General features: G+C 41.4%; 24 protein-coding genes, 1 pseudogene and 1 riboswitch. Of the genes and pseudogenes, 11 read left to right on the top strand and 14 right to left on the bottom strand.

Going from position 1 to position 18,408, the window contains the following annotated elements; all coding sequences use genetic code 11:
- Positions 1 to 71: 71 nt before the first annotated feature.
- From QYF49_RS12975 to QYF49_RS12955, 5 genes are all read right to left on the bottom strand, one after another.
- Positions 72 to 782, bottom strand: a complete 711-nt coding sequence (locus QYF49_RS12975; RefSeq protein ID WP_290400003.1) for an amino acid ABC transporter permease — start codon at positions 780 to 782, stop codon at positions 72 to 74.
- A gap of 14 nt (positions 783 to 796) precedes the next feature.
- On the bottom strand, positions 797 to 1,450 hold the full coding sequence (locus QYF49_RS12970; protein WP_290400002.1) for an amino acid ABC transporter permease: 654 nt from the start codon (positions 1,448 to 1,450) through the stop codon (positions 797 to 799).
- Positions 1,451 to 1,510: 60 nt separating this feature from the next.
- Entirely contained in the window at positions 1,511 to 2,323 is an 813-nt protein-coding gene (locus tag QYF49_RS12965) for a glutamate ABC transporter substrate-binding protein (RefSeq protein WP_290400001.1), read from the bottom strand.
- A gap of 5 nt (positions 2,324 to 2,328) precedes the next feature.
- On the bottom strand, positions 2,329 to 3,057 hold the full coding sequence (locus tag QYF49_RS12960; protein WP_290400000.1) for an amino acid ABC transporter ATP-binding protein: 729 nt from the start codon (positions 3,055 to 3,057) through the stop codon (positions 2,329 to 2,331).
- Between the two features lie 210 nt (positions 3,058 to 3,267).
- Positions 3,268 to 3,693 (bottom strand): organic hydroperoxide resistance protein, encoded by a 426-nt coding sequence (locus tag QYF49_RS12955; RefSeq protein WP_290399999.1) that lies wholly within the window; start codon positions 3,691 to 3,693, stop codon positions 3,268 to 3,270.
- A gap of 189 nt (positions 3,694 to 3,882) precedes the next feature.
- On the opposite strand from QYF49_RS12955, the gene QYF49_RS12950 reads away from it, so the two are divergent.
- A complete protein-coding gene (locus QYF49_RS12950) occupies positions 3,883 to 4,122 on the top strand; it encodes a hypothetical protein (RefSeq protein WP_290399998.1) in 240 nt (79 codons plus the stop codon).
- A 40-nt stretch (positions 4,123 to 4,162) separates the two neighbouring features.
- On the opposite strand, the gene QYF49_RS12945 is transcribed toward QYF49_RS12950, so the two are convergent.
- Complete coding sequence (locus QYF49_RS12945) at positions 4,163 to 5,473, bottom strand: purine/pyrimidine permease (protein WP_290399997.1); 1,311 nt, start codon at positions 5,471 to 5,473, stop codon at positions 4,163 to 4,165.
- A gap of 148 nt (positions 5,474 to 5,621) precedes the next feature.
- Between QYF49_RS12945 and QYF49_RS12940 the strand changes: the two genes are divergently transcribed.
- The 3 genes from QYF49_RS12940 to flgM all read left to right on the top strand — a co-directional run bounded on the left by QYF49_RS12940 (position 5,622) and on the right by flgM (position 6,677).
- Positions 5,622 to 5,966 (top strand): hypothetical protein, encoded by a 345-nt coding sequence (locus QYF49_RS12940; RefSeq protein WP_290399996.1) that lies wholly within the window; start codon positions 5,622 to 5,624, stop codon positions 5,964 to 5,966.
- 196 nt (positions 5,967 to 6,162) lie between these two features.
- Complete coding sequence (locus tag QYF49_RS12935) at positions 6,163 to 6,402, top strand: hypothetical protein (protein WP_290399995.1); 240 nt, start codon at positions 6,163 to 6,165, stop codon at positions 6,400 to 6,402.
- 17 nt (positions 6,403 to 6,419) lie between these two features.
- The gene (flgM, locus tag QYF49_RS12930) at positions 6,420 to 6,677 is read left to right on the top strand and encodes a flagellar biosynthesis anti-sigma factor FlgM (protein WP_290399994.1); all 258 of its coding nucleotides are present in this window, start codon (positions 6,420 to 6,422) and stop codon (positions 6,675 to 6,677) included.
- A 32-nt stretch (positions 6,678 to 6,709) separates the two neighbouring features.
- Here the strand turns inward: flgM and QYF49_RS12925 are convergent, their stop codons facing one another.
- Positions 6,710 to 7,117: a phage holin family protein gene (locus tag QYF49_RS12925; protein WP_290399993.1), complete on the bottom strand. Its 408-nt coding sequence runs from the start codon at positions 7,115 to 7,117 to the stop codon at positions 6,710 to 6,712.
- A 241-nt stretch (positions 7,118 to 7,358) separates the two neighbouring features.
- Here QYF49_RS12925 and QYF49_RS12920 point away from each other — a divergent pair, with 241 nt between their 5' ends.
- Entirely contained in the window at positions 7,359 to 7,631 is a 273-nt protein-coding gene (locus QYF49_RS12920) for a hypothetical protein (RefSeq protein ID WP_290399992.1), read from the top strand.
- Positions 7,632 to 7,685: 54 nt separating this feature from the next.
- Positions 7,686 to 7,816: riboswitch (SAM riboswitch) on the bottom strand.
- Between the two features lie 514 nt (positions 7,817 to 8,330).
- On the opposite strand, the gene QYF49_RS25770 is transcribed toward QYF49_RS12920, so the two are convergent.
- From QYF49_RS25770 to QYF49_RS12890, 7 genes are all read right to left on the bottom strand, one after another.
- Positions 8,331 to 8,504 carry an IS3 family transposase gene (locus tag QYF49_RS25770; RefSeq protein WP_354005838.1) on the bottom strand — a complete coding sequence of 58 codons (174 nt, stop codon included), beginning with the start codon at positions 8,502 to 8,504 and terminating at the stop codon, positions 8,331 to 8,333.
- Between the two features lie 2 nt (positions 8,505 to 8,506).
- Positions 8,507 to 8,713 (bottom strand): helix-turn-helix domain-containing protein, encoded by a 207-nt coding sequence (locus QYF49_RS12915; protein WP_290400444.1) that lies wholly within the window; start codon positions 8,711 to 8,713, stop codon positions 8,507 to 8,509.
- A 58-nt stretch (positions 8,714 to 8,771) separates the two neighbouring features.
- Positions 8,772 to 9,014 (bottom strand): hypothetical protein, encoded by a 243-nt coding sequence (locus QYF49_RS12910; protein ID WP_290399991.1) that lies wholly within the window; start codon positions 9,012 to 9,014, stop codon positions 8,772 to 8,774.
- Positions 9,015 to 9,316: 302 nt separating this feature from the next.
- Complete coding sequence (locus tag QYF49_RS12905) at positions 9,317 to 10,000, bottom strand: ABC transporter permease (protein WP_425589569.1); 684 nt, start codon at positions 9,998 to 10,000, stop codon at positions 9,317 to 9,319.
- A gap of 8 nt (positions 10,001 to 10,008) precedes the next feature.
- Entirely contained in the window at positions 10,009 to 10,923 is a 915-nt protein-coding gene (locus QYF49_RS12900; protein WP_290399990.1) for an osmoprotectant ABC transporter substrate-binding protein, read from the bottom strand.
- 17 nt (positions 10,924 to 10,940) lie between these two features.
- The gene (locus tag QYF49_RS12895; protein ID WP_290399989.1) at positions 10,941 to 11,594 is read right to left on the bottom strand and encodes an ABC transporter permease; all 654 of its coding nucleotides are present in this window, start codon (positions 11,592 to 11,594) and stop codon (positions 10,941 to 10,943) included.
- Positions 11,570 to 12,727 (bottom strand): betaine/proline/choline family ABC transporter ATP-binding protein, encoded by a 1,158-nt coding sequence (locus QYF49_RS12890; protein WP_290399988.1) that lies wholly within the window; start codon positions 12,725 to 12,727, stop codon positions 11,570 to 11,572. The genes QYF49_RS12895 and QYF49_RS12890 overlap by 25 nt, the downstream gene beginning before the upstream one ends.
- 293 nt (positions 12,728 to 13,020) lie before the next feature.
- Between QYF49_RS12890 and QYF49_RS12885 the strand changes: the two genes are divergently transcribed.
- The 6 genes and pseudogenes from QYF49_RS12885 to QYF49_RS12865 all read left to right on the top strand — a co-directional run bounded on the left by QYF49_RS12885 (position 13,021) and on the right by QYF49_RS12865 (position 17,799).
- Complete coding sequence (locus QYF49_RS12885) at positions 13,021 to 13,557, top strand: GbsR/MarR family transcriptional regulator (protein ID WP_290399987.1); 537 nt, start codon at positions 13,021 to 13,023, stop codon at positions 13,555 to 13,557.
- Positions 13,558 to 13,634: 77 nt separating this feature from the next.
- Entirely contained in the window at positions 13,635 to 14,522 is an 888-nt protein-coding gene (locus QYF49_RS12880; protein WP_290399986.1) for a beta-keto acid cleavage family enzyme, read from the top strand.
- A 7-nt stretch (positions 14,523 to 14,529) separates the two neighbouring features.
- Positions 14,530 to 15,486 (top strand): 3-hydroxyacyl-CoA dehydrogenase NAD-binding domain-containing protein, encoded by a 957-nt coding sequence (locus QYF49_RS12875; RefSeq protein ID WP_290399985.1) that lies wholly within the window; start codon positions 14,530 to 14,532, stop codon positions 15,484 to 15,486.
- Between the two features lie 80 nt (positions 15,487 to 15,566).
- On the top strand, positions 15,567 to 16,043 hold the full coding sequence (locus tag QYF49_RS12870; protein WP_290399984.1) for a thioesterase family protein: 477 nt from the start codon (positions 15,567 to 15,569) through the stop codon (positions 16,041 to 16,043).
- A gap of 887 nt (positions 16,044 to 16,930) precedes the next feature.
- Positions 16,931 to 17,110: pseudogene (locus tag QYF49_RS25765) on the top strand (Gfo/Idh/MocA family oxidoreductase); the annotation flags it as partial.
- On the top strand, positions 17,110 to 17,799 hold the full coding sequence (locus tag QYF49_RS12865) for a Gfo/Idh/MocA family protein (protein WP_290399983.1): 690 nt from the start codon (positions 17,110 to 17,112) through the stop codon (positions 17,797 to 17,799). The pseudogene QYF49_RS25765 and the gene QYF49_RS12865, both read left to right, overlap by 1 nt.
- Positions 17,800 to 18,408 lie beyond the last annotated feature (609 nt).

Below are 18,408 nucleotides of genomic sequence, written 5' to 3'. Positions count from 1 at the left end.
GAAGTTTTGTTTCACCCATTTTAACATAGAAAAAAGAGCTCAGTGTGTTTGAACTCTTTTTTCTTGTTTATTTACATGGATTGATCGGTCGCTTGATGCTGGGCAACAAGTTTGCCTGTAGATTTTCTGTTTCTGCGTTCTTTCGTTTCAAGTTTTCTGGCCAGTAATGATAACGAATAGTTAACGAGGAAGTAAAGCACAGCAATCAGTATAAACGTGGGAATGACATAGTTTACATTCTTTCCATTTACTATCTGTGCATTATGCAGCAGCTCAGGCAAAGAGATCACAACTGCAAGAGAGGTATCCTTTAAAAGCGAGATAAACTGGCTGACGATGGGTGGAACCATTCTTCTTAGTGCCTGTGGCAAAATAATGTGCTGCATCGTCTGAACATATGTGAGCCCGGAGGATCTGGCCGCTTCGATCTGTCCTTTTTCAATAGAATTTAAACCGCTCCGTACGATTTCAGAGAGCATGGCAGATTCAAAGATGATAAGAGCAATGATCGCTGCCATCATAGCGCTCAATTTAATACCGACTTCCGGCAAAGCGAAAAAAGTGAAAAAGATGATCAGCAGCAATGGCAGGTTTCTGATCGTCTCGACACAGACAGCGACAATTTTCGAAATTATCGGGATCTTTGCATACCGGAGAATCCCGAGGATACTTCCAACAATAAAGCTGAAAACAATAGCGATGAACGCAACCAAAAGGGTAGTCATGAGCCCTTTCAGCAAAAAGAGCAGATTCCCTGTGGAATAAGCACCAATAAAATCCATTGCGGGTCTCCTCCTTATCCGCTCACAGCAAGACGCCGTTCCAGATAACCGACGAATAAGCTAAGTGGTATTGTCAATACAAGATAGAACAGGGCAACAAAAATATAGACGTCAAACACAACATAGGTTGCCGATGAGATCGAATCCCCAAAGTACATTAAATCCAGGCCAGCAACAACGCCAAGGATGGAAGAGTTTTTCACCAGATTTATAAACTGATTTCCAAGCGGAGGAATAACGATTTTAATGGCTTGGGGCAATATGATGTAGCGCATCGTTTGGATATAGGTCAATCCTGACGAACGGCCAGCTTCCATTTGGCCTTTGTCTACGGATAAAATCCCCGCACGGATCGCTTCCGCAATAAAAGCAGCCGTATAGATGGAAAGAGCAATCGTCCCTGCTTGAAACCCGCTAAGCTTCATTCCCAAACTTGGCAAACCATAATAAAAAATAAATAAAATCAGAATGAGAGGTATGTTCCGGACAAATTCAACAAATGCCGTTCCTATCATCTGTAGGATCTTTACAGGGGAAATCCGCAGAACAGCCGCTATCACACCGATAATAAAGCTAAAGACCAAAGCCAGGAGGCTAGCTTTCAATGTGTTGCCGAAGCCTTCTAAATAGGTGTCAAAATTATTGAGCAGTATAGAGAAATCAAGCATGATATCCCTCCTTCACAAGAAGGATAGATGGGCAACTGCCCATCTATCGCCAACTATTATTTATTGTTCTTTTATCCATTTGCTCTTGATTTTGTCATATTCACCGCTGTCCTTAATCTCTTTAAGGAACTTGTTCACGTACTTCGTAAACTTGTCATCACCCTTATTTATAGCAATGCCATATGGTTCATCGGTGAACGGCTCTCCTACCAATTCAAAGTTTGAATCTTGATCAGCCATACCGTACAGTATCGAATTGTCGGTTGTTAATACATCACCTTTTCCTGCTTTTAGAGCCGTGAATGCTTCTGCATAGTTTTCGAATTCAAGAACTTCAGCACCTGGAGCTTTATCCTTGATGTTTTGAACAGAAGTGGAGCCCTTTACGGCCAAAACCTTCGTTCCTTTTTTTACATCATCAATCCCTTGGATTTTGCTGCCTTTTTTAACGAGAAGGGATTGACCGGCTTCAAAGTAAACATCTGTGAAATTTACTTCCTTTTTTCGTTCAGGGGTTATCGTCATCGTTGCGATGATTGCATCAATATCTCCATTTTTCAGCATCTGGACACGTGTCTTTGAAGTCACTTCTTTCAGTTCAAGCTTCTTTTCATCGCCAAAGATCTTTTTGGCAAGGGCTTTTGCGATATCAATATCAAATCCCTCTACTTTTCCGCTGGAAGGGTCTTTGTAACCGAAGAGATTAGTATCATACTTTACACCGACTACCAGTTTCCCCCGTTTTTTAATGGCGGAAAGAGTATCCTGGGATTCTCCGCCTGTTTTATCGCTTCCACATGCTGAGAGCATGCTGACTACGAGTACTAAAATGATGGTTATCAACCAGCTTTTTTTAAATTTCAAATGTCTCATCTCCTTTAATGGTTTAGAACTCTGCTTAAAAATAATTTTGCACGGTCTTCCCTTGGATTGGAGAAAAATGCTGAAGGTTCACTGTCCTCCAGAATTCTTCCGTGATCCATAAAGACTACACGGTTCGCGACTTCACGAGCGAATCCCATCTCATGAGTGACGACCACCATGGTCATCCCGTCTCTTGCGAGAGTTTTCATGACATCGAGAACCTCGCCGATCATCTCGGGATCAAGGGCAGACGTCGGCTCATCGAACAGCATGATATTTGGTTTTAATGCGAGGCCTCTGGCTATCGCTACACGCTGCTGCTGTCCTCCTGAGAGCTGAGAGGGGTAGGAATCAGCTTTGTCGGGTATCCCAACTTTTTCAAGATAAAACATGGCTGTTTGTTTGGCTTCAGAAGGCGAGATCCCTAATGCTTTTATTGGTGCGAGTGTGATGTTTTCAAGGACAGTCATATGAGGATATAGATTAAAATGCTGAAATACCATCCCAATATTTTTGCGTAGGTCATTGATGTTAGTTTCCTTGCTGTTGACTGCGTGCTTGTTGACGGTAAGTTCCCCGTCCGTGATGGTTTCTAGCCGGTTGATGCATCGGAGCAATGTACTTTTTCCAGAACCCGATGGACCGACAACAACAACAACTTCTCCTTCCTTGATCTCCAGGTTTATATCATTCAGAACCTGAAAATCACCGAAGTGCTTATTAACATGTCGAAAAGATATCAAACCAATCCCCCTTTTTTATGTATTAAAACTCAGGAAGTTTAAAACAGCCTGAAGTTTTACCGAAAATGATTATGTATTAGAAATTTTCTGACTGAACAGCTAATATTCGACTATCTGTAACAAAATTCCTTTGAAAAACTGCTTTTTTTTAATTATTTTTTCATAAAAAAACGGTTCCTCTAAAGGATGAGGAACCGGCAAAGCGTATATCTATTGAACAGCTTTGATCTCTACATCAATGTTGCCGCGTGTCGCTTTGGAATACGGGCATACTTGGTGCGCTTCATCGGCAAGCTTTTGAACATTTTCCTGATCCTGGCCAGGGATGGCAACTTCCAGCACGACTGCAAGCTTAAAACCGCCGTTTTCAGAATCTTTGCCGATTGTCACATTCGCCGTGACTTTGCTGTCGGAAACATCAACCTTTTGCTTGCGGGCAACAAGCTGCAGCGCGCTTTGGTAACAGGCCGCATAACCGCAGGCAAACAACTGCTCAGGATTGGTTCCATCGCCCCCTGCCCCTTGGAGCTCTTTTGGCATGCTAAGCTTTAAATCAAGTTTTCTGTCATCGCTTAATACCCTGCCTTCTCTTCCGCCCTGTGCGGTTGCCTTTGCTGTGTATAAACCTTGATCCATTGTACATCACTCCTCTTATAAGGTGACAAGATCTGTCCCAAAATCGCTTCACAACTAAACATTATCTTTTTTCCGTCTTTTTAAACCTTTTATTATTTGGTGCCATTATTTGGTGCCTGGCACCACAAAAGTTTAACAATGATTGATTTAGGAAATTATTATTCTAAATAGATAGCTGGAGGGAATGGCATGGAAGTGAAAGAGCAGGTCATGGCTCTTATCGGTAATCCGGAAAGAGAGTTTGAATTTATGCAGAAATCTGATTTACCGGGTGTAAAGGATGATTTGGTCCGCATCCGTTTTGTACCTCAAGGGGAAAACGGCTTTTTTCAAGCCACGTTTTATGATGAAGAAAAAGAGATTGTTGGTTCACGGGTGTTTGATGAACTGGAGGACGCCATCCTGTTTGTAGAAAGAAATAAAATCTAATTTGCGCAGGCAGAATTGGGATATATGAAAAGCAATCCGGTTAAGAGACGGATTGCTTTTTCATGTTTTCTAAAATCGTTGTCTGGCGTTTGTTTAGCTGTTCGAGCAGCATGCATGTCAGCATTCCGAGAATCAAGCCATTGTTAAGCAGTGTCGTTAGGATATTCGGCAGCCCCTTTAAAGCGGCTGGCGGGATGAATGAGCACCCCAGGCCGACCATAAGCGATGTGGCGATGACAAAAAGTGTGTTTTCATTGAATTTCAGTGACCGATACTCTTTTAAGGCAAGGCCGATCATACTTGAGAACGGAACGAAAATCGTCGCATAGCCAACAGGTGCAGGAATGCTTGCAAAGAAAAACGTAAGCTTTGGGAACAGGCTGATCGCCAGGATAAGGAGACTTCCAATGATGTAGGGAAGGCGCTGAAACATTTTGGTCGTCAGGATGAACCCTGCTGTACCGGAGATCGGGACACAGGCAACGGCTGAAAACAATCCAGCGATCAGCGTGTTTAAACCCATTAAACCTGTTGTTTGATTATAGTCGATGTCGGTGTGATGCTGTTTTTCCATTTTATATACATTCTCTACAACGTTAACGCTAGCAACCATATTGGCGAGAAGCAGAAATCCAATGATGATGGATGTCACAACGATCCCCCCGCTGTATTGCGGAACGCCCCAGGCGAAAACTTCAGGCAGAGCGACGGTTTTGCCGTGAAAGCCTGAGTCCTTGATCAATCCTAATAAAGAAAAAAGACCCCATCCTGCAATCAGGCTGAATAAAACGGAATAGCTTCGTAAAAACTGGCTTTTTGCTTTTCCAAGCACCATGGACAAAATTAAAATGGCGATAGCGGAAAGGGCGACTTTGCCGTTCACGTTTCCTGAAAAATATCCAATGCCAAGGATTCCTTTAATAAAAGAGCCGCTGAGCTGGGCGACGAGCAATATTAAATAAGTTCCTGTGACAAGCGGAGTAAAAAGTTTTTTTAAAGGACCAATCCACTTCATAAAACCGAGGAAGATAAAAAGAAACCCGCATATCAACATTCCCATTTCCAGCTGATGAAGGACATCCTGCCCGTTTAAAGAGCCTGCAGATACGAGGCCCGCGTATACCATGAAAACACCCCACCATAACCCTGCCGGCCCTTCTGTAATCGGTAGCCGGTGGCCAAATAAGGCTTGCAGAAAACCAGAAAGTCCAATAATAAAGAATGTCCGTTGAAGGAGTTCTGCGATTTCGGCCGGAGGCAGATGAAAGGCAGTACCTATGGAAATCGGGGCTACAATACTTCCGGCGAGTATAAAAACCATCCACTGAAAGGATGAAAAGAAAACTTTCATATTATTAACACCTTCTGTCTAAAAACTTTAAGCACGGAATCTATTATAGACCGGGTTGCCCAATTTCGGACAGACTTTTTTTCTAAGGTTTAGACTTACGGGTTACAAGGGAAAGGAATACGAAAGAGTTCCTTAGGAGGCATGAAAAGTGATGGATGAGACCAGGTTAACCTTTTATGTGAATCCAAAAGGTGAAATTAGTACTCTGCCGGCAGACGAAAGCATGCACCTTTTTGAAATTACCGCGAATGAGGCCGAGATCGAACGGCTCCGCAGTTTATTCCGTGATCTGCACGAACATAATAAGAAAGAAGGAAAACATCTGTTTTCTTCAAGAGTCCATTTTAATGAAGAATATGCTCACATTGACCGGAAAGAAGATAATGAGATCATGTTCGAAATTTACCGCCAGATTTTTATACTGGGCACCGATAAAACGAAAGCGGAAGTTGAGGAAATGGGCGTCTTACCAAAGCTGAATGAATTAAGATAGATGTTCATCCTTGGAGATGAACGTCTTTTTATGAAATTATTTCTTATTTTTTAGGGGGTGACCCCTTAAAATGAGAATAGCCTTCGAAGACTTTTAGTAAAATATCTTTTTAAGTGTTTATGAAAGTTTTTCATGGGGGATTCATACATACATTCATCAACCATAACAACAAACAATGGGGCAAGGGAAGAGTAATATGAAAACGATTAAACAGGAAGATATTCAACAATGGGTAGAAAATCATTTAGAGGACTTCAAAAACTTTACTCCCTATCTGTTTACCCAGGAATTTATCCACTTTTTTTGTGAATCTCGGCAAAACGAAAAAGAGTTTGAAGTGAAATATGATAAAAGTGGCCAAAAACTGTATATGCGTTATCTAGAACCTTCTGAAATTGAAGATGATTGGGTATGCGTCGGAAATGTCAGCTTCTAGACAAAGGAGATGTTATCGTGGAAATTAACCGCGTACAAAAAGTGGAACAGGTATATAAATCAACACCGGTTCATAAACAGCAGCCTGAGAAAAAGAACGAACTCAAAGATAAGGTCGAAATTTCCGAGCAAGCTCAGGATTTATTCATGAATGATAAATTTACTTCTGAACGAAGTGCTAAAATAGAAGAACTCAAACAAAAAATCCAAGCTGGGGAGTACACGGTCGATGCGGATGCAATTGCCCGTAAGATCGCTTCTCACTATCAACGATAAAAACCAGATTAGCTGCAGCCAATCTGGTTTTTTTATTCCTCATCTTTTCCAGATTTTCGCTTTAAAACAAGAAATCCTTTTCGGATAAATTCAGGTATTGGAATATTGGTTCGGCCAGCATTTTCAATGATGGAAAACAGCTCATTGGATAAATAAAAAAAGATGGTGGCGTCACGAATATATCCTCCGCCGAAAATGGAATCAAGGGAATGCGCTACCGCTACAATACAAAATATAAGGACTTTCTTCATGATGCCTCTGAACCCGACAGAACTTGACAATTTTCCTTCGTATGCAGATGCACATATGCCTGAAATATAATCAATGATTGCAAGAACAACCAGCGCTTTTAGCAAAGGTGACATGGGGCCAAAGAAATAACCAGCAGAAGCACCGGCAAGCGCAGATCCGCTGTTAAAGAATAATTGCACTCTACTCATTGAAAACACCTCATATTTTAAGAGTAGGAAATCTAGTATTTATTAATAGAATATGTTGAAGAAAAGGATTTGGTTCATAAAAGAGGGCCATCGGCAGAAAATAACTGTTTTTTGCAGAAATAGCAGGATCATAAACAAAAGCATGGCATATAAATTAAATCTTTAAAAAATTTTAAAAATAGGAAACGTACTGGCACAATTTCTGTTACAATGGAGAAAATCTTTATAGGAGGTTTTTAATGTGAACAAAATTACTCTTGGTCTCCCTCCGCATTGCCACAAAGTTTCTTTTGATGGAAAGGTTTTTAAAATTAAAGGATTAAACAATGAAAAGATGATCGTGCCGGTGTCTGGGACAGAAAGTGCAGAAGTTAGCCAAGTGAACGAAGAAACCGGCATGTTAAATATAATAGGAAAAGATAGGATACTCATTTCTATGGAGATGCCGATAAGGTTTTGTGAAATCGGAAAAGGATGGCTCCTCGATAAACTGCCAAAGCGAAAAAAGAAATAAGAAATTGCAACCAAAAAGGACACCATGCTGTGTCCTTTTTTATGTTTGGCTTTTTGTTAAGCTTCCAGACACTAATGTCTGTTGGAATTAGCACCTTACTATTCACAAGAAAAACGTTTTTCTTGAAAATAACAGGTTGCTGCAGGATCTTAGGACCAATTTCCTCCCCCGACTCACGATAAGGATGTTCTCCGTATAAAGTTAGGTTTAACCTTACAAGGGGATAGGCAGTGCGTAGCTCACGCTGTTGGCTACTTGTAGGAGCACGCCCTTTAGGTAAAGTCATGGTTGTCAGGAAGAACGGCAGGAAGGAACAGAAGAGGGCTCGACGAAGTCGGGGGATAAATCGAGACATGTCGGATAAATCCATGGATTTATCCGAACCGGACCGTGATCTTCATGTTTGCTGCCGACGTCGTTCGGGTTCGGCTTGCTGTCTTTCTTACCCATCTCAACCTCTTTCAGTTGGTGTCTTCAGGGGCTTTCCCCTGCTGACATGAACAACTCTATCAGCCTGGCACCTCCTGTCAAAGCGTGACCTGTCTCACACAATCTGAGCTTGCGCTGTGGTTGGACATCCCCTAAGCTTGTAGTGCTCGTATGTTTCCAAAATGCCCGCCTTCAGCTCCTAAATCAAAAGGGGATTCAGCAAAAATTCGCTCAAAATCTCTTCTCATATTAGATAATTGTCTAAATGGTTCATTTCTGGTTAGGTGCGGAAGCTGTAAACCGACGGTCCAGGAGATTGGGGGCCACAATCACAGATTCCCCTTGTGATTTCCATCTGCGTTTTGCTTTCACCCGGCACTGTAAATTGTGTTTCTGCATTATCCTTTGAACCGTATTGCGGTTCAATTGGATGTTATAAATGATCCTTAGGCGATTTCTAATTTTCCGGTGTCCATAACGGTATCTGGTCTTCTTGCATAACTGGATATAATCGTCTCTTCCTCTGGTGTAAGAATACTTGAAATTCCCCTTGCCAGCCACCGATAATAACTGGAACGTGGTATACCTAAAGCAGATAAAATCGCTGTCACGGTATACTTTTTCCGAAACCTTTCCACCAATTGAAGAACTATTCTTTTTTCAACTCCTCTACCATTTCTAAGTACTTTTTTAAGATTTCGTTCTCCATTTTCAAGTGGTAATGTTGTCGTTCTTTTTTCTCTTCTTCACTTGCGGATTCCGGTCCATGCCCATATGAATACTGTTTCCCATCGGTTGATCAAACCTGTGAAGTTCATTTTCACGGTACCATTTCATCCATGTTTTAATCTGAGTATTATTTTTTATTCCGTATCTTTCGTGAACTGACCGCTGAGTTTGTCTTTGACCACAGCCCATTTGGGCTCGCTTGAAGATCTGTTTTTGCCCATGCAAAAACACCTCCGATAATAGTACTTGTTTTTTCATTGTACCAGTTCGAAGGTGTTTTATATTGTCTCACTTAATTAGGTTAGCTCATGCTTAGTAGAGGTTTTTTTGTTTAGGCTGCAAGAATGAACGTGTGAGAAATCTTATGGAAATATCAACAATGGAACAGTACTTGGTTGGTACAACACTTCGTATTAATTTAAAAGATAAATAGGGTAAATATAAGGAGAAACCCTGTGTACATTAGAGCCAGCATCGTTAAAAATCCACCCAGGATCAATACCCGGATGGATGGTTTAAGAGGATATTTATGCAGCAGTCTGTTGCTGAAAAGCGATTTTTTTATTCTTTTTACTTGGTGAAAATTTTCTCTCCAGCAAGCCCATCGAAATATCCGATATTACGGCCATCAACGCTGTTGGTATGGCTCCAGCAAGAATAATAGCTGTCCCGTCCGTAGCATTTGTCCCGCGTAAGATGATATCTCCTAGTCCTCCGGCACCGATAAAAGTGCCGATTGTGGCAATTCCGATGGTAATGACTAATGCGGTACGCAAACCTGCCATAATAACGGAGATCGCTAGAGGAAGCTCGACCATTCGCAGCACCTGAAATTTTGTCATACCCATCGCTTTCCCAGATTCAAGTAAGGCTTGATCCACATTGCGGATGCCTGTGTAAGTGTTCTTTATAATCGGCAATAAGGAATACAGAAACAATGCGAAGACAACTGTATTAGTACCAAGGCCCATGACGAGCATAAGTACGGCAAGCATCGCTAAAGCAGGAATCGTTTGAATGATGTTTGCAAGGGACATCACCCAAGTGCTTAGTCGATGATAACGTGCAATTAATATACCAAGAGGAATCGCTACAATGGCCGCAAACAATACGCCATATGCGGACATGAGGAAATGCCGGTAAAATTGTTCCCAAACATAACTTGCATTTTGCGAATAATAGTAAAAAATTTCATTGATTGTCTCCAACATGCCACCTCCTATTCAAAATAGTTGTGTTTTTCCAGAAAATTCTTTGCGACAATGGAGGGTTCTTTCTTTTTTCCATCTGCTTCATAATTCAGCGACTGCATGGTTTCTGTATCAATTTTTCCTGACAGCTTTTGCAGCTTCCCTTTAAGCTCGGGGTGTTCTTCTAACACTTCATTCCGTGCTACGAGAGAGGTATCATATGGCGGGAAAAAATGTTTATCGTCTTGTAGCACTTTTAAATCAAAGGATTGGATACGGCCATCGGTGGTATACGCCAAAACGACATCCATTTTCCCATTGGCTGCCGCCTGATATACCAATCCAATCTGCATGGGGAATGTCTTTCCGAACTCGAATCCATATTTTTGGGAAAAACCTTCATAGCCGTCGCCTTTTTGTTTTAACCATGCATTATCCACACCTAATTTTAAATCCGGAGCGTGCTTTTCTAAATCTGAAACCGTTCTTAAATGTTCTTTATTCGCCAGTTCTTTTGTAACGGTAAACGCATAGGAATTGGCAAAACCATACGAGTCAAACCAGGTTTGATTGTATCTTTCCTGAAATTCCCGTTGCACGATCTCCAGCGCTTTCTTCGGTTCTTTCACTGGCTTCATTCCTAAAGCGCCAGCCAGGTCGGTCCCCGTATATCGGGTAGCCGTAATATCTACATCACCGTTCATCATGGCTTGGTGCTGAACGGTTGAAGATCCCAGGTTATTCACCGTATTGACCTTCAAATTTGTATAATGCTCAATCATAAGTCGAACCATATTGCCCATGATTTGGGATTCGGAAGTTCCTAAAGTTCCTATTACTATGGTATTTCTCGAAGGTCCGCTTAACCCCGGGAGAGAGCAGCCACTCATAAACACCATCATTGAAACGGTCAGTACAATTAAAAAACGTTTTGAGTTAAACATGTGTTTGCCTCCCTCTCTTAAGCAGCTTCTTTCATTTTTCTCATTCCTTTAGGGGTAACCCATGTTTCAATTCTGCCTAAAAGAAGATCCGTTAACAGGGCGAGGATTGTGACCGGTACCGCGCCTGCAATGATAAATTTAGCTTGAAATAAATTCAGTCCACTAAAAATATAATCGCCGAGTCCGCCTGCTCCAATATAAGCAGCAAGTGTAGCCCAGCCGATTAAATAGACAGTGGATAACCGAATGCCGGCCATGATGACTGGGATGGCCAACGGCACTTCAACGTATCGGATCCGCTCCCATCCCGTCATCCCCATCCCGCGCCCTGCCTCAAGCAAACTGCGTTTGACACCCGTCACACCGATATAGGTGTTTCTCAAGATAGGGAGGACGGAATAAAAAAAGAGAGCTATAATGGCTGGGATTTTACCCACACCGACGATAGGAATAAAAAAGGCTAAAATCGCAAAGCTCGGGAACGTTTGTATGATCCCCAAGGTTCCCATCACTGTTCCGGCTCCTTTTGGAAACCGCGTTAACGCTATTCCGAGCGGAACGGCAACGAGAATTCCCAGCAGGGACGCAATAATTGAAATTAATAAGTGTTCCCATGTTTTCAAAAGCAATTCATTACCATACGTACTTAAAAATTGTAAGACTGTAGCCATGTCATCTCCCCCTGTTGTTCTTCGCCCCAGATGGAATCATAAACAATGTCCACAAGGCTTGCTCTTGTTACAATCCCGACAAGATGTTGGTCATGATCAACGACAGGCACATATTTCATCCCTTTTTTAAGGATTTTGCGAATGGTATCCCGTACAAGCGTATCTTTTTCAACTGTAAACTCGGATTCCAGGACATCCTTTACTAAACTTGCTTTTTTCCTTTTTTGGTCAATGATTTCAACGTCAATATAACCTTTCAGGAGGTTTTGTTCATCAACAACAAGTAAGGAGTCTACTCGATGCTGTTTCATTAATTGGATGGCCTCCGATAATGACCGATCACCTGTAATGGTTACCGGGTGAGGGTTCATAATTTGTTCGACTGTTTGGATGTTGGGTCTTGCTTGTACTAATCGGTCTTTTCCAATGAATTCTTCCACGAATTCATCAGCAGGATTGCGCAGAATATCGTCCGGCGTATCGCATTGAACCAACTGGCCATCCCTCATAATGACAATTCGATCTCCTAATTTAAGTGCTTCATCCATATCATGTGTAACGAACACGATAGTCTTATTCAGTTTTTTTTGAAGTTTTTTGAACTCTTCCTGTAATGAATCTCTTGTGATGGGGTCAAGAGCACCAAACGGTTCATCCATTAATATCAACGGTTGATCTGCGGCCAAAGCGCGTAAAACTCCAACACGCTGCTGCTGTCCGCCGCTTAATTCATGCGGATACTTTCCTAGGTAATCGGCGGTCATATCCACAAGTGTTAGCAGTTCTTTTGCACGAGCTCGTCGCTTTTCTTCAGGCCATTTCAGTAATTTAAGAACAAGCGAAATATTTTCATAAATCGTCATATGCGGAAACAGACCGATCTGCTGGATCACATAACCTATTTCTCTTCTTAATTGGACAGGATCCTTTTTTAACACATCCACTCCATTAATATAAATGCTTCCTTCTGACGGCTCGATCAAGCGGTTGATCATTTTCATAGTCGTTGTTTTCCCACATCCGCTGGGCCCGATAAAACAAATGAATTCTCCTTTTTCAAACTCAAGCGACAAATCACTGACCGCTCGTTTTCCTCCTTTATACACTTTTGAAACATGTTCAAATTTCAGCAAATGTAAAACACCTCCACATTTTCCCCTTTCTATATCTATCGGATATAGAAGTTTGTCAACCTACGTCATTTTTTCACCTCTTTTAGCATAAAGTAAAGTTTGTAAAATAAAAAGTTTATATACTGTATAAATTGGACGATATTTACGTAAAATAATTATTGTATAAAGTTTATAAGGTATATTCTTAAAATTGCTGGCTTATCGACTGTGTTTCTCCCCAATTGCTCATTTTCGGATTTTTTCAGAATGTGGTACATTGGCTCTTGAAGCTGGTTACTGGAAGGGTGATTCATTTGGTTGAACAACCATTTGTAAAAATTAAACATGTTGAAGATCAACTGGTTGAAAAAATCGCGGATAATATGCACACCTATGGTGTATCAACAACAGTTGGAAGGGTATTAGGCATTATTTATATGAACCGAAAGGCTATGACTCTTGATGAATTATCAGAAGCTACCGGTATGAGCAAAACCCGGATGAGTCAAGTCGTCAGAGAGATGGTGGATCTTAATATCGCCGAAAAGGTATTCGAAAAGGGGATCCGCAAGGATTTATATAATGTGGAGCAAGACTACTACCAAACATTTATCTCCTTGTTCACATCAAACTGGCAAAAAGCAATCAATAAGAACAAGATGTTTGAGAAGAAGCTATCCGCCGAATTAAAGAACATTTTAGAGAGTGACACCCTTTCTGAAGAAATGGAACTAAAGGTCAATGACCTGCTGAAAGAAACGAAGGAATGGCTGGATTATTACCAATGGTTATCCCGATTGGTGGATTTCTTTGAAAGCGGCGAAATCTTCATGCATGTACCTAAACCGTAAAGTGAAGCTATTTTAAAAAAGGAAAATGGAAATTGTCCCATTTTCTTTTTTATTTACTCTTTTAAGGAGGAATCAGTATGAATCGAAATGTCATCTTAACGTGTGCAGTAACCGGAGCAGGAGAAACGACCAAGAAAAGCTCCCATGTCCCCGTCACCCCAAAGGAAATCGCGGAATCCGCCATTGAAGCGGCCAAGGTTGGAGCTACCATCGCCCATATCCATGTCCGTGACCCTAAGACGGGCGGTATCAGTCATGATCCGGCTTTATTCCGAGAAGTGGTACAGCGGGTTCGAGAATCTGAAACGGATGTGATCTTGAACATAACGGCAGGTGGGGGAGGAGACTGGTTCCCGAGTAAAGAAGACCCGACAGCTGGCGGCACTGGCACTGATATCCAAACGCCAGAGGAACGTCATGAACCAGTAGCAGAATTACTTCCGGAAATTTGCACACTCGATTGTGGAAGCGTGAATTTTGGAGATCAGCTTTATATCAGCACCACGACTTGGCTGCGTGAGCAGGCGCGGTTGATTCAGCAAAGCGGAGTAAAACCTGAATTAGAATGCTTTGATACCGGACACCTTCGTTTTGCGAAGCAGCTGATTAACGAAGGGTTGATAGATGGAGATCCGATGTTCCAATTTTGCCTCGGAATCCCTTGGGGCGCAGAGGCAGATGCTGAAACTATGCTTTATATGCGGGATAAACTGCCTTCAAATGCCCATTGGTCCGCATTCGGCATCGGGCGTATGCAAATGCCGATGGCCACCCAATCGATGCTGCTCGGCGGTAATGTGCGGGTCGGACTGGAAGACAACCTTTACTTGGATAAGGGAGTGCTGGCAACCAATGCACAGTTAGTAGAAAGAGCCGTTACGATTATGGATGGGCTTGGGGCTAAACCAATGACACCAGCAGAAGCACGAAAACATCTAGGATTAAGAAATCCCCAAGAAAGGTAGTGTAGTGATGAACACAATTAAGCAAGTAACGGTGGTCGGTACAGGAGTGATCGGTATCGGATGGATTGCCCGTTTTTTATCACAGGGTTACGATGTGGTCGCCACGGATCCGGCACCCAACGCTCAGTCCCGTATGGAAGCAGCTATCGATAAAGCTTGGCTTACTCTTGGAAAAGCAGGAATCGCTGAAGGAGCATCAAGAGACAAGCTTAAGTTTGAGCCCAATCTAAAACGCGCTGTGGCTGATGCAGATCTCATTCAGGAAAATGCTCCAGAAAGGGAGGAAATCAAGCGAAGCTTACTAGCAGAAATTGATCGGTATGCCAAACCCGAAGCTATCATTGCCTCCAGTACATCCGGACTTTTGCCGAGTAAACTTCAGGCGGATTGCGAACGTCCTGAACGGGTAATTGTGGCCCATCCGTTTAATCCCGTATACTTAATTCCACTTGTAGAGCTTGTTGGCGGGAAAGATACTATCTTTGAAGTCATCGAAAGTGCAGCGCAGTTCTATCATTCTATCAATATGAAACCTCTTGTGATCTCAAATGAAATTGAGGGTCATGTGGCCGATCGCTTGATGGAAGCGATCTGGAGGGAGGCTTTGCACCTCGTAAATGATGGGGTGGCCACAACAGAAGAAGTCGATGCTGCCATCGTATATGGTCCCGGGCTACGCTGGGCGCTAATGGGCCCATTCTTAACCTTGCATCTGGCCGGTGGTGAACAAGGTATGAAACATATGCTGGAACAATTTGGACCTGCGTTGAAACTTCCGTGGACTAAGCTTGTGGCTCCTGAACTTACTGAGGAACTGAAAAACAAAGTCATCTCAGGGTGTGAACAGCAAACAAAAGAACATACCATTTCTGAATTGGAACTGCGCAGAGATGATTTTCTGATTGAGCTGCAGAAATTGCTTGAGAAGTATTGGCCAGCCGCCAACTTGAACGGGAAACTATAAAAAACATATGCTGTAAGTCCTTTAATAAGTTCCTGATAGTTGTGTGATAATCTATTAACAGTAAGAAAGGGGGGAAATACGTGGGTCCACTTAATAATCCAATTTTAAGAGATACAGTTCGCAACGATTGGATCGATTATAACGGGCATATGAACGATTCAGCTTATGCTCTGGTTTTTAGTATGGCGGTCGACCAATTCATGGAAGATCTCGGTATCGATACGGAATTCCGTGAGAAACACCAATTTTCGATTTATACCTTAGAAACACATCTGATTTATTTAAAGGAAGCACAGGAAGGCCAGGATTTACACGTTAACATCCAATTGCTTGATTATGATTTGAAAAGAATGCACGTATTTTTTACTATGGAAAATCGACAAGGCAACCGCCTGGCAACAAGCGAACAACTACTTATGGGAATGGATATGAGTCAAGGCCGTGCGGCTCCTTTCCCGACCTTAGTGCAATCAAGGATTGAAAGTTTTGGAAAATTGCATCAGGGTCTGTCAAAACCAGCTGAAGCAGGACGGAAAATTGGAATAAGGAAGAAATGAAAAAAGGTCTGACCCAAATTCTTTAAGATGGAAAGAGATATGCCAACTGAAATAAAATTGCATTATACATGTAAAGCAAAACAGTCTGAAAGCACAGTGTAAATATGATTTGATCTATTCAGAAAGTCTTTGATTTATGGTTCGAAGAAATAAAAAAGAGTAGTTGAAATTTGACCTTGAATGGCATATGCTTTTCAAGGTTTTTGTTTTTACTTTGGAAAGGAAGTTAGATTAAATTTCAGTCAGAGTTTAAGAGAACTATAGACTAATCTTTTAGGCGGAGGTTGTATGAAAGAAGTGCACATAAACCTGTTATCCAAATTATTTAGAAAGGGAAGGACTTTATAGATGAGTAAAATGGCAATTAAGATACATCTTAATGGTCCGGTTAGTAAATATATAGTACCTATAAGAAAGTCCGCTGGTTTAGGAATCACAGATAGAAAAAAATAAAATTGAAAATAAAGATTTGTTTGCTGAAACGGATGCAAATGAGATTGATGAGATGGAATTTTAAAAGACTTAGTCGATCTTATTAAAATAGGTGCAGACGTAAAAATATTTGATAGTGATGAATACGGCCATGGGACTGAACTGTAAAAGTTAGAGTTTGTGGTAAATCGTAATTAAACTAAGCCAGATCTAGTTTGACAAGTATATAAAAAAGTCGACTTCCAGTAAGTTAAGGAATCGACTTTTTTAGGTTAAAACCCTTCCTAATTACAATCAACTTTTTCAATTATCATAACATTTTAATAAGAGGGGATGTATCCGGAAAGTATTTTGAAATAACGTAAATTTACACAACAACACCCGTACCATCTGCCCGTACCGGTGTTTCTTTTATCACTTTTTACTTGTAAGTTCCTAATTCAACGAAACCCCACGCAGAGGCAATCAAAGAAAGTGGTGGGCACATCGTCGCCTGTTGTGATGTAGTCGAACAAAAATCAAGAGAGTTTGCTGAAAAATACGGTCTGTCCTGGTATACCAATTATTTAGAGTTACTACAATCCGAAGATATTAACGTTATTAATATCTGTACACCGAGTGAAATGCATGCTTAATGGCCATTGGAGCGTGTAAACATGGGAAGCATGTAATCGTTGAAAAGCCGATGGATATAACATTAGAAAAAGCCAATGAAATGATTAAGGCGGCAAAGCAAAACAAGGTAAAGTTAGCTGTCATGTCACAGCGTAGATTCGATGACTCTACTGTATTCTTAAAAAATGCAGTGGAAAACAATCGATTAGGTAAACTAGTCCTGGGAGATGCCTCAATAAAATGGTTTAGAAGTCAGGAATACTACGATAGTGGAGATTGGCGGGGAACTTGGCGCTTTGATGGCGGCGGCTGCCTGATGAACCAAGGAATACATGCTATAGACTTATTGCAATACATCATGGGGGATGTCGAATCGGTTTCAGCCAATGTTGCTACTTTAACCCATGAGCGTATAGAAGTTGAAGATGTGGCAACCGCTGCGATTCGCTTTAAATCTGGCGCTTTAGGCACTATAGTAGGGACAACCAGCGCATTCCCGGGATTAAGCGCTAGGCTTGAAATACATGGGGAATATGGTTCAGCAACCATAGATAACGATCAGCTAAAAATGTTTGAGGTTAATGCTCCGTGCGAAAGCGATAAAGCTAGACTAGAAACTGCATCGAGCCTAGGCAATTCCTCGGCTTCAATTGATTATTTAGGTCATCAAAAACAAAATACAAGATATGATAGATGCTATAGAAAATGACCGGGAACCTCTGGTAAATGGAGAAGAAGCCAAAAAACCATTAGAGATCATTTTAGCGATTTATGAATAAGCTAAAACAGGAAAAACGGTTTATTTATAACTTTGTTAAAAGGACGCGTCTCGTGAATATAGACCGCGTTACTAGATTTTCTGTTAGGGTTCTATGTGCCTCTTCCAAGAGGGAACTAGGGCGCTGATGTTCTGTTAGGATATTAAATTCTCCGGGAATCTTTCCTATCCATGGCCATAGTCCAAATAAAATGGATACGATAAAAGGGAATAAAAATTCCATTCTCAAATTCTTTCTCTTTTTTGATTATACTGACCAGTGGACAATATAGCGAAAACACCCGATTACACATGTGAAAATTCCTAAAAATATGGCTAACTTTCTTAACGTTACTAAAAAATCGGCTTAGCGTTGTTTTTGCTTATTTTTGCATCCATACTCACTTCCGAAATTAGTTATCAACTACATTTGCACGATGGGCATTGGCAATCCCCTAATAAGAGGGACTGTCGCTGTTTGATAATGTTACGATAATTAACACTCATGATTTCCTTCGCTTCACTGATTGTCGTAGTAATCCGCGGATACCAACACAAAAA

It is taken from the genome of Fictibacillus terranigra (assembly GCF_030412265.1).
Taxonomy (GTDB): Bacteria; Bacillota; Bacilli; order Bacillales; family Fictibacillaceae; genus Fictibacillus_C; species Fictibacillus_C terrinigri.
Note: the sequence above shows the minus strand (reverse complement) of the source record. Positions and strands in the feature narration are given on the sequence as shown.